13 protein-coding genes are annotated in these 12,260 nt (G+C 32.3%); 5 read left to right on the top strand and 8 right to left on the bottom strand.

Translation table 11 applies throughout. The features are described from left to right. Nucleotides 1-245 precede the first annotated feature (245 nt). Nucleotides 246-1,067, bottom strand: coding sequence for a hypothetical protein (locus ACSBO6_RS18750; RefSeq protein ID WP_498843819.1), 822 nt, complete (start codon nt 1,065-1,067; stop codon nt 246-248). A gap of 419 nt (nt 1,068-1,486) precedes the next feature. Here ACSBO6_RS18750 and ACSBO6_RS18745 point away from each other — a divergent pair, with 419 nt between their 5' ends. The 4 genes from ACSBO6_RS18745 (at nt 1,487) to ACSBO6_RS18730 (ending at nt 4,926) form a co-directional block, all read left to right on the top strand. After that, a complete protein-coding gene (locus ACSBO6_RS18745; protein ID WP_498843818.1) occupies nt 1,487-2,335 on the top strand; it encodes a hypothetical protein in 849 nt (282 codons plus the stop codon). A gap of 35 nt (nt 2,336-2,370) precedes the next feature. Then, nucleotides 2,371-2,568 carry a hypothetical protein gene (locus ACSBO6_RS18740; protein WP_498843817.1) on the top strand — a complete coding sequence of 66 codons (198 nt, stop codon included), beginning with the start codon at nt 2,371-2,373 and terminating at the stop codon, nt 2,566-2,568. Nucleotides 2,569-3,463: 895 nt separating this feature from the next. Next, the gene (locus ACSBO6_RS18735; RefSeq protein WP_498843816.1) at nt 3,464-4,681 is read left to right on the top strand and encodes a TolB-like translocation protein; all 1,218 of its coding nucleotides are present in this window, start codon (nt 3,464-3,466) and stop codon (nt 4,679-4,681) included. A gap of 113 nt (nt 4,682-4,794) precedes the next feature. Then, nucleotides 4,795-4,926 carry a hypothetical protein gene (locus ACSBO6_RS18730; RefSeq protein ID WP_498843815.1) on the top strand — a complete coding sequence of 44 codons (132 nt, stop codon included), beginning with the start codon at nt 4,795-4,797 and terminating at the stop codon, nt 4,924-4,926. A gap of 659 nt (nt 4,927-5,585) precedes the next feature. Here the strand turns inward: ACSBO6_RS18730 and ltrA are convergent. The 7 genes from ltrA to ACSBO6_RS18695 form a co-directional block, all read right to left on the bottom strand. Further along, nucleotides 5,586-7,388: a group II intron reverse transcriptase/maturase gene (gene ltrA / locus ACSBO6_RS18725; RefSeq protein WP_498843814.1), complete on the bottom strand. Its 1,803-nt coding sequence runs from the start codon at nt 7,386-7,388 to the stop codon at nt 5,586-5,588. Nucleotides 7,389-8,257: 869 nt separating this feature from the next. Next, nucleotides 8,258-9,169, bottom strand: a complete 912-nt coding sequence (locus tag ACSBO6_RS18720) for a sigma factor regulator N-terminal domain-containing protein (protein ID WP_498843813.1) — start codon at nt 9,167-9,169, stop codon at nt 8,258-8,260. Beyond that, nucleotides 9,169-9,660 carry an RNA polymerase sigma factor gene (locus ACSBO6_RS18715; protein ID WP_498843812.1) on the bottom strand — a complete coding sequence of 164 codons (492 nt, stop codon included), beginning with the start codon at nt 9,658-9,660 and terminating at the stop codon, nt 9,169-9,171. Before ACSBO6_RS18715 ends, ACSBO6_RS18720 begins: the two co-directional genes overlap by 1 nt. 290 nt (nt 9,661-9,950) lie before the next feature. Beyond that, complete coding sequence (locus tag ACSBO6_RS18710) at nt 9,951-10,259, bottom strand: hypothetical protein (RefSeq protein WP_498843811.1); 309 nt, start codon at nt 10,257-10,259, stop codon at nt 9,951-9,953. Between the two features lie 149 nt (nt 10,260-10,408). After that, nucleotides 10,409-10,783 (bottom strand): YxiJ family protein, encoded by a 375-nt coding sequence (locus ACSBO6_RS18705; protein ID WP_498843810.1) that lies wholly within the window; start codon nt 10,781-10,783, stop codon nt 10,409-10,411. Between the two features lie 139 nt (nt 10,784-10,922). Further along, nucleotides 10,923-11,351 carry a hypothetical protein gene (locus ACSBO6_RS18700; protein WP_498843809.1) on the bottom strand — a complete coding sequence of 143 codons (429 nt, stop codon included), beginning with the start codon at nt 11,349-11,351 and terminating at the stop codon, nt 10,923-10,925. A gap of 168 nt (nt 11,352-11,519) precedes the next feature. Next, nucleotides 11,520-11,855, bottom strand: a complete 336-nt coding sequence (locus ACSBO6_RS18695) for a hypothetical protein (RefSeq protein ID WP_498843808.1) — start codon at nt 11,853-11,855, stop codon at nt 11,520-11,522. Between the two features lie 165 nt (nt 11,856-12,020). Here ACSBO6_RS18695 and ACSBO6_RS18690 point away from each other — a divergent pair, with 165 nt between their 5' ends. Next, nucleotides 12,021-12,245: a hypothetical protein gene (locus ACSBO6_RS18690; protein WP_498843807.1), complete on the top strand. Its 225-nt coding sequence runs from the start codon at nt 12,021-12,023 to the stop codon at nt 12,243-12,245. Nucleotides 12,246-12,260: the final 15 nt, after the last annotated feature.

Below are 12,260 nucleotides of genomic sequence, written 5' to 3'. Positions count from 1 at the left end.
CGTTAGGTGATTCAATTAGGATAGGAAGCGTTATTACTGCAAAATTAATGGCTATAATTTTAAAAAAGTTATTATGAAATTGTTTGCGAAATTGCTAATGAATACAAAATGATATATAAAAAGGGGGCTTAAAGTATTCAAATGAATACTTTAAGCCCCCTTTTTATAATTATAAACTACATCTTTTAATCGAATAATAATCCCTAGCAAGATAGAATGGTTTTGGTCTTTTTCGATTTGTTGCTTTAACTTACATCAATATCTTCTAAAAGATACCATTCGTTTTCTGACCCTTCAATGGAATAGAGATGGACAAAATCACTACCATTTTTGTATTTAATACTGTATTGGTCGAAACTAGTTCTTTTGTTATTCACTTCCCTTGTATCTCTCACTATTCTAATAGTCTCCTGAGCAAAAGTTTCATATTCAGTATAAATGTGTTTAATGAAATATTCCTTACCGGATAAGATTTCATTTTTTTCATCTATTATTTTATCAATTGGAACATAAATATTTTCATCTTCAAAAATGATTGGAACTTTTACCTGAGTTATAAAGGTTCCTCCCGTTGGAAAATATTCTATTTCAATTTTAATCAAACAATTAAAAATCTTACCGGGTCCTGAATTATGAAATTGTATATAATTGAAATGTGCATCAGATAAATCTAATGAAATCGCATTTTTGTATTGTTGAGTAATAATTAATCGCCCTTTTTTTCTCTTTAAATTTCTTAAAAAGAGTTCTGCGCCATAAATCTCTTGGAGTTCGAGGATTGCCCTATGTTTTTGATTAAGTTCTTTATTATCATTGGATTTTTGTACTTTAAGTGTCTTGAAAACTCCTAAATAAGTAAATAATCCTGATATAAGCCCACCTATGATCGCTCCGTAGTATGTTGCTATATATCCAATCCAAACGTTATCTTCTGCGATTCCTGTAGGAACAAGCCAATTAAATGGTCGGATAAACATAAGCATATTAGTTAAGTAAGGAATCAGTAAAAAAATAAAAACAGCTGCTGTCAATGCTAAAGAAAGTGATTTTTTATTTAACTTTTTCATTAATTTCTCCTTTAATAAATAAGTTAGTGGAATTTTTAATGCAGTATAACATTTCTTTCAATTATATATTTGTAACTATGCAAATAACAATGGAATCTAACACTTTTTTTATGCAATTAAAGTATAATATTATTACATCATTACTATTCATAAAAAGGCAGCATTCTTTCTGAATGCTGCCTTTTTGACCCCATAACCCTCTATTCTAGGAAATAATATAATTCGAAATGTAACCCAAAAAGCCTAATTTAATGTGCAAAAAAACAAAAGGTACCTAACTTCTTCGTAAAATTGATCAAAGTTAATTGCACGTTTAAATTGTTTTTATATAATCATTTAGAAACACTCGTTCTTATTTTTTCGGATAAACAAACGTATGTTTGGTAATTCTAAGAGTAAAGAAAAGGAGGCTAATTATAATGATAATAAATGCAGAACATATCGCTGTACAATTACTTGAGCAGGGGATATATCAGGAATACAAGAAAGCTGAAAAGTATTTAAAAATAATCAAGGAAGAATTCCGTAATCGATTACATTCTTACGAGGGGAGTAGAATTGAATTTCTCAAACATAATTTGGTGGCGAAGTTTACTCGAAGAAAAAAATATCATTATACAGATCAAGTTGCTCTAAATGATTATTTGCATAACATAGGTATCCTTCCTGCTGTTGTAAAGATCTCTCATAAATGTATTAAAGATAATCCGGATTTAGTTAAACGACTAGAACCTTTCCGTCAACAAGATAAATTTTATGTAAGACCTACTCTGAAACCTGAGGGAGGGATAGATATAATCGCACCTTGTGTTACTTCTTTGGAAAATTTGGATATAGATAGTCTTGCTGTTTTGTTTAACAGGTTCTATGAAATCCACAAGAAAATGCAATATTTATATGATATGGCCAAGCAAAGAATGTTACATTGCCCAATTCTTCAAAAGGAAAAAAAAATCACCTTTAATTACGGGAGCCTTTCTCTTGTTAAATGCCAACCTGAATATAACACCTATAAGATTTTTAATGATTTGGGTGCTGAATTTTTAATAAATTATGGACAGGTTTCCCTTGAAAAGTTGCAAGAGTATATGTTAAAGGGAATTTTGTCTGAACGAGATATTGATCGATACAGGGTTGTCATAGACATTCTACTTTCATTTCACTTACTTCCTTTAGATGTCGAGCAACAAATGCTAGAAAGATTTCATAACAAGCGTATTATCGTTTCTTTAAATTCCTATCTATCAAGTCGCAGTGTAGACTCTTAAAAAAGAACAAATATTTTTATTAGGGGGCGGTTTTTATGGACGAAAAGAACAAATATTCCTTACAGAATTCTTTTCAATCTGGTTATCACCAAGGATTTAGTGATGGTTTTCTCCAAGGTCAGGAGCTATTTAAGAAACAAATTTTAGAGCGAATGAGAGATCAGGAATTAATCATTAAACAGCTATCATCAATAAAAAATAGCAGAAACAATAGGTCTAGACAGGAATTTTGACAATGCAAGCTGCTGATTTTTGTCCTGATAATTGTTACTTCTTTCTAAGAAAACACGGACTAGTAACAAAATTTCTCTATATAAAAAATGTTAAATTGTATCCAAATCTAGCAGTATCAAAAAATACTTTTTAATTTATCTAATCGACAAGGGATCATTTAATTTTTTCGAAAATAACAATAGGATAGGAAATCAATCATTAAATTTCTAAATCAAAAGTCTTATTGGTTTTGATTATTTAATATCCAAGAAATATTTTAATATAACTGGCAGTGTGCTCATTCATCTATCGGTAGGCGATTGGATAATGCAAAAAAGACGTAAAAAAATTGTTAGAGTTTCCCGTCAACCTCGCTCACGACTTACCATCGTGATGTCATCCCGTTAGAAGGGAATTAGTTTCCCCAGATTGATCCTAATACGCCTTCCATTTTTGGTTATTAGGACTCAAACATCCCGTGCTCGTTGCATATTGCAAGGTGGGTTGTGGTACGTTTCGTGGTGAAACGGTTGGTAAAGCGAGACCTGGGCGACTCAGAAGTGCATTTGGTGCACTTGCTGGTACTACAATATAACGGCGGCTCCAAACGCTAAACAGGAGTTTACTATTAATGCCGAATTCTATCCTTAAAGTGAAGGGTGAATTCTGGACTTCACCACCACATATCAGGTTAGTTAAAAGTTATTAAATAAGAATCATCAACAATTTCTTAAAATATAACTACCAATACTTAAAAGATAAACGGGGGTTTTACTTAAATAAGAATAAAGCTTTTTCTTTATTCAAGTAAAGGTTAGGTTACCTGAAGAAGGTTTTAATTAAAAAGGTACAAATAATTGCTTAATGAGAATCGCGATAATATATATGGTCATTCTAAAAGAAGGAGGGATGATCTTGTTATTTCGGATATTATTACTGCTGATATTATTCAGTTATAAATTTTCTTCTATTGCCAGTGCAGAAGCACCACTTACTGCTGCATTTATCCGTGACCACCAACTATGGATAAAAAAGGGAGAGCAAGAAATACAACTTACACAGAATCGATATGTGTATAATCAGCAATGGTCATATGACGGTCGGTTTATTGGATATATCGATGGTGATGAGAAGGGAGAAAAAACGGACTTATATATTTATGATACAAAAGAAAAAGAAAGCTACCAGCCTTATGTAAGGGTTGTAACCTCTGACTTTAAATGGTCACCGATCAATAATCAACTGGCTTACAATGATCAAGGTATATTAAACGTTACTCATATAAAGAACGGTCGCCCACAGGGGTTTGAAAATATCTCACTTGGGATTAGTGGTTTTGATTGGTTTCCGAACGGGAAAGAATTTATCGTTTCCTCTCAATCCAGCTTACGTCCTACTGGATGGGGCCCAATCCCGATTTATAGAATTCCAGTAGATGCAAATCTTTCTAAAGATAAAATAAAGCATTTCTATACTATTAAAACTAAAGAGCCTGATTTGTTCGGGATTGATGCAAATTATTTTAAGTGGAGTTCTGATGGGAAGTGGGTTAGCTTTTTAATTATTCCTACAGCTTCTTGGTCAGCGGATAGCAATACGTTATGTGTCTTATCATCACAAGGAAAACACTTTCAATCAGTGGGAAAAATGTTAGGGTATAAAGACTGGTTTAAGTGGGCTCCTCTAGCAAATCAATTAGCCTATATCTCGGGAGAAGGAAGATTTTTTGTTGAAAACAAGAATATGACGATTGCCGATATCCCAACATCTAAACAACAAAAGGAATACACACCAAAAGGATATGTAGACCTCGATCTGGAATGGTACTCTAAAGATTTGGTAGTTGTGGCTCGCTCGAAAGAGAACAAGGCGTGGGAAGAAGGGCCTGTACCAACTATGTTCACATCACTTTATTCTATAAACATAAGAACAGGAGAGCAACAACAAATCTCTTTTCCAAGGATGAATGAACTTGACGAAGATCCTCAAATAGTTAAATCTTATCTTTCTTTTTTTCGAAGGAAGGCAAAGGATTTTCAGGGTGATGTATGGATGAAAGATGGTATAACTGGGAAAGAACATTTATGGATTAAGAACGCTGATTCAGCTCCAGTCTTTTATGATCCAAAATAAGGTCAAGAATTTGTTAATAGAAATTTTATTAAGCTACATTTACGATTCTTCAAGGTGAAGGTTGCTTTTTTTCATTATTCTATCAACAAGATTTTACTGAAAGGTGATGACCAATGAGTTTAATCAATTCATTATTCTTAGCGATTATTTTTACACTAACACTTATGACTACTGGTGGAGTAGTAAGTGCTAATGCTTCTGACAAACAAAAGCCCTTAGAAAAATTCAATGGATTATCCAACTGAGCGGCCGATTAATTGAATAAAAAAAGGAACTTCGTTTAACGCGAAGTTCCTTTTTTCTGTATGTAACTAACGCATTAGTTAGTTAAATAAGATTAATGTATGCATCTAGATATATTTGATATAGACAACATATGCACTATAAATCGCAACTACAAAAGAAAATATCCCCACATACCTCATTCTTTTGTCCTCACTTAGCAAACTATCCATTCCACCAAAAATGAGCATACTTGTAAGAAGTAATTGGGAAATGAACATACTATGGTCTGAAGGGTCATTCCAGTTAAATATAGTGTAACTCAGCAAAACAAATGCATTTATAATAGCTAAAATCTTAAATGATTTTTTTAACACGCTGTTGATGCCCCTTTTTTTGTCCATTTTGACACCCTCAAGTTCAAATATTGATAAGTTAATTATCTTTTGCTTAGAAACACAAGTCAATTGGGTTATTCTTTGTGAAGTTCATCGCAAATTCAAATAAATAATCGCTCTTATTTAAAGATTTATTATGCATACAGATAGGTAAGGGTTTGAAGTTATCGCTCCCTTTTCCCCCTGTTCACACCGTACGTGCGACTTTCACCGCATACGGCGTTCCAACTAATCAAATTTATTCTTTTCTATGTATTAAGCAGAAGAGTGCTTTTCTTCCAATTTCAGATTGTTTGATTCTGACATTTTAGCCTTAATGAATTTACTTTTTCCATTTGTTTTTGAGTAAGGTTTAAGGATTTCAAAAGTGTTCCTATTTTATCTTTATCTTTTAGATGAAGCAGTTTATGTATATCTTTATCTATAATAATAAGATTTGAATAGCTATCATCTTTTGAAATATGATAAGGATTAATGTGATGGCAATGCCATTCATTTATCCCTAAATCAACTCCTAATATGGCACATTTGCCATATTGGGCAATAAATTTACTGATTCGATTGTCATTGTATTCAATTGATCGATTTGGAATGTAGTTTCTCATGATGTAAGAAAGGATATTTTTATCGATAGCTTTTAAGCTATTATGTATTTTTGCTCTTCCTTCGGCAGTGAAGTTACACGTGGTTTGTGAAAAACAACGTGGTAATTTCCACCGTTGGGCATGTATAGGGACAAAAACCATTTCCTTTATCTTATATAACTTACTTTCATAACCTTTGTACCTTTTCTGTAAGGTCTTAGTCATATCATGAAAACTTGCCTCTGTTCTAATATTCTTTAGTTGATTGTATAACGTTTTGCGCAGGTGATAGTTTAACTTATTTAGATTAATAGTAATTTGAGAGGCAACAGAATAATAGTTTTGGATTCCCATTACCACTGTATTAAAATTCCAAACAGTCTGATTGCTAGGTTTTTTCTTAACCAACTTTATAGATTCCTTTATTTTTTGGAAGGCGTTGGATTTTGCCTTCTTCGACATATCGGACCTTGCTACATACGTTTTTCCTTTTCTCATGGCTTTTACTGAAAAGCCAAGAAACTCGGAAGAGTTCTTCTTTACGTTGATAATTTTGGATTTCTCTTCACTGGATTCAAGGTGTAGTCTGTTTTTTAGGAAGTCTTTCAATGTGTAATTCATTTTTATTGCCTGTGACCTTGTCCTACACATTATCTTAAAATCGTCCGCATAGCGGACGATGAAGCACTCCTTCAAAGCTGTTCTCTTTAAGGACTTATACTTGCTGCCATTGCTCAAATAAGTATGGTTACTTATAAACGTTTCCCATTGATTACTAATCCACCAATCCAACTCATTTAATACAATGTTGGAAAGTAAAGGAGATAATATTCCTCCTTGTGGGGTACCTTTTGTAGGAATACCTACACCTTCAATCTCTGCTTTTAACAGTTTAGATATAATAGAAAGAAGTGGTTTATCCCTTATACCTAGCGACCACATTTGTTTTAGTAATTTACTATGATTAACGTTATCAAAGAATCCTTTTATATCTACATCTATACAATGGTAGAGTCCAACTCGATTTATAAGAAACTCGAATCTAGCTTTGGCATGGTGTGTGCTACGATTCGGTCTGAATCCATAGCTATGTTTATGGAATTTTGCTTCACAAATTGGCTCTAAAACTTGAAGTATACATTGTTGAAAGATTCTATCCCAAATTGTTGGAATCCCCAAAGGTCTGGTTTTTCCTTTTCCTTTCGGAATAAAAACACGCCTTACTGTTTGAGGCTCGTAACACATGAACATTGTTTGAACCTTTTCTATTACTTCTGTAACTGACAGATGTATAATATCGTCAATCGTTAATTTATCTGTTCCCGCAGTTTTGCTACCTGTATTTCTTTTAATGTTTCGGTAAGCAAGTCGAATATTATCTTCAGAACACATTAATTCTGTTAAGTCATAGAAGTGATGACCACTGACACTTTGGGCATAAAGTATGTCAAAACAAGTTTGCATACTGTAATATTCACTGTGTCTCAGTTTCTCCCGTTTCAATAAGTCGGTTGCTCCTTTCGAAGTTAAACCTCTTTTAGTCTCACAAGAACCTTATTAATCGATAAAGAACTGCCTTACATGGTTGAATAAATCTTCATTAGTCTAGTGGCTATCCCTCCATGTGGATTAAACATTTCATTGGTACTGTGCCACCACTTTCACTGATATAAAGACAAGTTATACAGTAACTAGTATCATTAATGATTTCCTTGCCAACGTTTCATAGGAAGTAAGCCCTCTACGTTATCAGCTTACAATGTTGAATTATATCTATTATAGAATGAACTTAGGTGCTTCCTGTAAGCCTGTTAGTATTCATACGCCTGTAACGTATCATGGATTTTCATAATAGTTAGTCTTACTCATCCACATCTAACCTCACAATTTGGTGATATACACATTTCTATGTATCGCAGGTATAGACCCGTACATTCAGAAGTTCGTCAGCTTAACCTTTTATGGTAGGTTTATTCGCATTCTCACCATATTCATTCAACTCAAGCATCATGAATTACACCACTCCCTCGAGTAGGCTTTCGTCAGCCGAACTGGTACGGTAATTTCTCACGCCTTTTCGCCGAGCTTATAACACGATCATTCTTACTAAATCAAATGCTATTCGACTAAGAGAGAACCCTTCAAGGCGTTACCCAATCATTTGATTCTTCGATATAATCCTTCAATTCCGAAAGGAACTGTCTAGCCTTTACTGGAGTAATGTGACCATTCTCAATTTAAACTAGAAACATTTCGCACAACTATCCTGCCATTTAGTACAATAAAAAATCGACTTTTCAGCCGATCGTGTTGTTCAACTAATGTATTAGTTAGTTGCTTAAAGTTTAGCTAGGTGAATGGTCTCTTACTTATTATTTTTCAGGTTTAATATAGGGGACGATTTGTGCAGTGGCACCGACTGAAGCACCACGAATAATACCTTGATTTTCTATGGATTTGAAATTTTCTGTTTGACCAGTAAGCATTACTCCTATGATTTTCACTTTATCAAACGGTTTATTTTTATTTGAAGTTAAAAACTCCTTGATTGTCTCGTAATCTCCATTAACTTCATATTGCTCCAGTGCATTAATAAAACTATTATACGCTTCTTTCGGTGAATTAGATGGATCAAACCCATAAACCGTAGCACCTGAAGGCCCTTTACTTTCATCGACAATTGGTGATGTCATATATAACCATACAATGTTTAAATTATCGGGAATTTTTGTTTGTATTTCTTGAAAGGTATAAGGTTGATTGAAAGAAATGGCAACTTCCGCAACGTGATTCTTCATTTGTGAAATTTCCCCTAGTTCGTTTTGTACACCGTCATAGTATTTTTGAATAGATGGATTATAAAATGTCGCAACTTTATTTTTTGTTTGTTTGTCATACTCATAAAATTCTTTATCAGACCAATGAAAGCCTGGTATTAATTCATTATGATCTATATTGTTACGAATCCAATCATACGAACTTGTGAGTGTGCTCCATTGAACCAAATAGCCATTAATATTTTTGGACCGATTTGTGATAATGTTACCACCAAACATAGATGAACTACTTGTTACTTGAGAATCGATTTGAATATTCGGTTCGGCAATGGCATTATGTAGGAAAAGTTTTTCGTGAAGTCTTGCAGAGCTTTGCGCCGCAAAATAATTACCTGTTTTATAAAGGATTGGTAATAGAAATAATACGACAATAATTGAAGTAATAATAATTTTAATTAGTTGTTTTCGCCTAGCCTTTTTTAACGCTCCATTTAACGAATTGTCCATTATTGTTTTCCTCCTACTTTTGAGTGGATAAATATACGTGAACGATATAATTTTTGCTTGACACTATCTACTCGAATATCTAAAATAAGAGCAATTTCCTCGTATGAAAAATCATAGTAATACTTTAAAAAGAAAATTTCTTTGTATTCTTTTTTGATGTCTTTTAATAAATAAAAAATCTCGTCCTTATTTAAAATCTTGTCTATTTCGCAATCTAGGTGTTGAAGCTTTGAATAAATTTCCTCGGTTAAGTAAATGTTTTGCTGCTCCTTTTTTCGTTTTAAATCAATATATTGATTAAGTGATACTCTAAAAAACCAAGGACGTATATTGCTCGCTGTTAGCTCATTCAACAGTGTATAGACTTTGTAAAAAGTATCTTGAATGATATCTTCTGCATCCTCTTTTCTGGCTCCTCTCGCCAGCAATAACACGTACACTTCCTCTCCTAAATTGATAAGATAGGAGGCGAGCACATTTTCATTTTTCATCTTTGTTCCTCCCTATACTTATACAACGAATGAGCAATAATAAATGTATACACTAAAATTAATACTTAATAATAAAGTTTTTTCTATATTACCTGTGGTTATTGTTAACAAAATTAATTTAGTATCAATAACTTTAATAACCTCCTACCCAATTAACAAGTAAGAGGCTTTTACTTTCTTAAGCATATTTCATATTCTACTAAACTGCTATATAGAGAAATAGAGGATGATCATTTTTGATCATCCTCTATTTGTTGTACAACTAAAGCATTGCGTTAGTTGAATAACTTTTAATTTTTTGGAAGAACCCCATTAGTAATCTTGTTAAGCGTTTTTTCTAGAATGCTACCAAATATAATAAGAGTTAGAATAATAACTATGATTTGAATTAATTTTCTTACAAATAGATTTGAAAGGCTTCCTCCAATCCAATTACCACCGTAATAAACGCAAATAAACATTAAAAAAATCGTAATTAGATAGGTTAAAAATACACCTGAAATCTGAAGTCTTGTTAGTTCCTTTATTATTTTTCTGTTTTTCAATATTTTATAAATCGTGATTACAACGAACAAAATCGTCATTAAAATACCTATCATTGTACCGCCTCCTAACATATCTCTTCAATAAATCCCTTTAAATTACCTTTTCTTTTATGCAACTAAACTGCCATTTTGTTGAATAAAAAAAATCGACTAAACAGCCGATCTTGTTGTTCAACTAATGCACTGCGTTAGTTGAATAAGCATTATTTTTTTTCAAATAACTCTAGTAACAAACATCTGGTTTCTTCGTGAACTTTGAACTCCTGATTAAACTCTTTATATTCAGTAAGATTGTTCTCTATAAATTTATATTGACTAAATCGTTCAAAAAATGAAAACCGTAATAATTCCACCTGACCCTTAGGGACTTTATTTTGTTTGCCGCCTAAGACATAACTTAGTGTACCAGCAATATTCATACAAAAATCATTGAAATCACCAGATAAACAATCTTTTTCATATGGCAGACTTGAAAATTCTGATTTAAAATCTTCTTGTATTTTATCTGTATCTCTATATGGGAATGGATTATCTAATTTAAATTTAATATCATTTAATTGATTTATTATATTTTCCACTTTTCTCCTCCGAATTTTTTCCTTTTTGAATATTATAACTTGGTTTCTTAAGCAACTAAACTGCCATTTTGTTCAATAAAAAACGAGCCAATTTTATGACTCGTGATCTTCAACATACGCATTAGTTAATTGAACAACATTAATGATATTGGAACCAAGGAATCAATCCTTTATTTATATCTTTTACAATATATATTTCTCCGAGAGATGCACTTTGTGCTGGCAAAAGTTTTGGAAATCTTAATCTAACAAACCAAGAGTAATTAGCCACTTCTTTACCACAAAAAGTTACTGCAATACCATAGTAGTTTTTCTCGAATCCCGTCAAACTTGAAGCAGGTTCAAGTCTCTCAATTCGCCATTCTTTATAATTAGAATCTGTTCCATATACCTTTGGGATTATTTTACTCAAAGCACTTATTAATTCTTTTTTATCTTTAAAATTAGGCTTTACTAGATTCTCGGTTTGAGGGCATTTGGGATTTGCGATACTTTCAATACTTTCACTGAAAACAACGTTTGGTATCGTAAATAATAGGATAAATGTTACCATTAAAATACTTTTCATAAATTCACCTCACTACAATTATTCCCTAAATATTAAATAAAAAAAGCCGCATTTGCGACTTATGTTCTTATGTAACTAAAGCACCCCGTTACTTTAAGTACATCTATTAAAACTCTTTTTCCACCAATATAGCTTGTTTTCATTCCTATCAGCGATAGCATAGTAATATTACAAAAACTTAAAAGTCTCAGATGAAATTCCATTTGCTTCTAAGTCACTATAAAGGTACATAACACAAACTTCCTCAACTATTTCTTCTTTGCTATTTGTCCACTCATTCGGAAGAGAAGTTGGTGCATCCACATTCCAAGATAATATATATCCAGGAACTGATGAATCATCCCAAGACACAGTAATATCTACAGTCGCATTTGCAAGCTCGACATCATCATCACCATCTCCAAACCGGTTTACAACAATCTCATAATTATATGAAAAACAATAAGTATCATTTTTTTTCAATGAACGGACATAATCGTCTTCATTTTCATAGCCATTAAACATAAGTTTTTCCCTCCCAATATATATATCAAATTGTAAAAAAGCTTTCCTTGTAATTATGGGTTTTTTTATGTTAATGCTGCAAGTATTATTTTGTGTCCATAGAACATAATTAAAACATTGCGATATGAAACTCCCCAAATCAAATATCCAATTATAAAAAAATTAATGTCTGAAAGTATCGGAGCTGTAGAAGGTTATTACTTTTCTACAAAAAATGTAGAAGAATGCGATATATATAAGTTTAAGAGTACGGAAAATCTGGAGAAAGCAAAGCAAGGTTTAATTGCAGGTGGTACTAATGAAGGTGTGTTATATGTTAATGGCTTATTCTTAATGGGTGTATATGGTTTTGATAACGATCTAGTTCGTGAATTTAAGGCAATGAAATAAAAATGGAAGAGGTTG

The sequence above is a fragment of the Bacillus sp. AL-1R genome, assembly GCF_052180195.1.
Lineage (GTDB): Bacteria > Bacillota > Bacilli > Bacillales > Bacillaceae_G > Gottfriedia.
This window is presented reverse-complemented; position numbering and strand designations above follow the sequence as displayed.

What these genes read in the sequence shown, in the direction of transcription:
- ACSBO6_RS18710 (WP_498843811.1), bottom strand. Translation starts at nt 10,259, where the DNA reads ATGATAGGTATTTTAATGACGATTTTGTTCGTTGTAATCACGATTTAT.
- ACSBO6_RS18730 (WP_498843815.1), top strand. Translation starts at nt 4,795, where the DNA reads ATGAGTTTAATCAATTCATTATTCTTAGCGATTATTTTTACACTAACA.
- ACSBO6_RS18745 (WP_498843818.1), top strand. Translation starts at nt 1,487, where the DNA reads ATGATAATAAATGCAGAACATATCGCTGTACAATTACTTGAGCAGGGG.
- ACSBO6_RS18715 (WP_498843812.1), bottom strand. Translation starts at nt 9,660, where the DNA reads ATGAAAAATGAAAATGTGCTCGCCTCCTATCTTATCAATTTAGGAGAG.
- ACSBO6_RS18750 (WP_498843819.1), bottom strand. Translation starts at nt 1,067, where the DNA reads ATGAAAAAGTTAAATAAAAAATCACTTTCTTTAGCATTGACAGCAGCT.
- ACSBO6_RS18695 (WP_498843808.1), bottom strand. Translation starts at nt 11,855, where the DNA reads ATGTTTAATGGCTATGAAAATGAAGACGATTATGTCCGTTCATTGAAA.
- ACSBO6_RS18740 (WP_498843817.1), top strand. Translation starts at nt 2,371, where the DNA reads ATGGACGAAAAGAACAAATATTCCTTACAGAATTCTTTTCAATCTGGT.
- ACSBO6_RS18700 (WP_498843809.1), bottom strand. Translation starts at nt 11,351, where the DNA reads ATGAAAAGTATTTTAATGGTAACATTTATCCTATTATTTACGATACCA.
- ACSBO6_RS18720 (WP_498843813.1), bottom strand. Translation starts at nt 9,169, where the DNA reads ATGGACAATTCGTTAAATGGAGCGTTAAAAAAGGCTAGGCGAAAACAA.
- ACSBO6_RS18690 (WP_498843807.1), top strand. Translation starts at nt 12,021, where the DNA reads ATGTCTGAAAGTATCGGAGCTGTAGAAGGTTATTACTTTTCTACAAAA.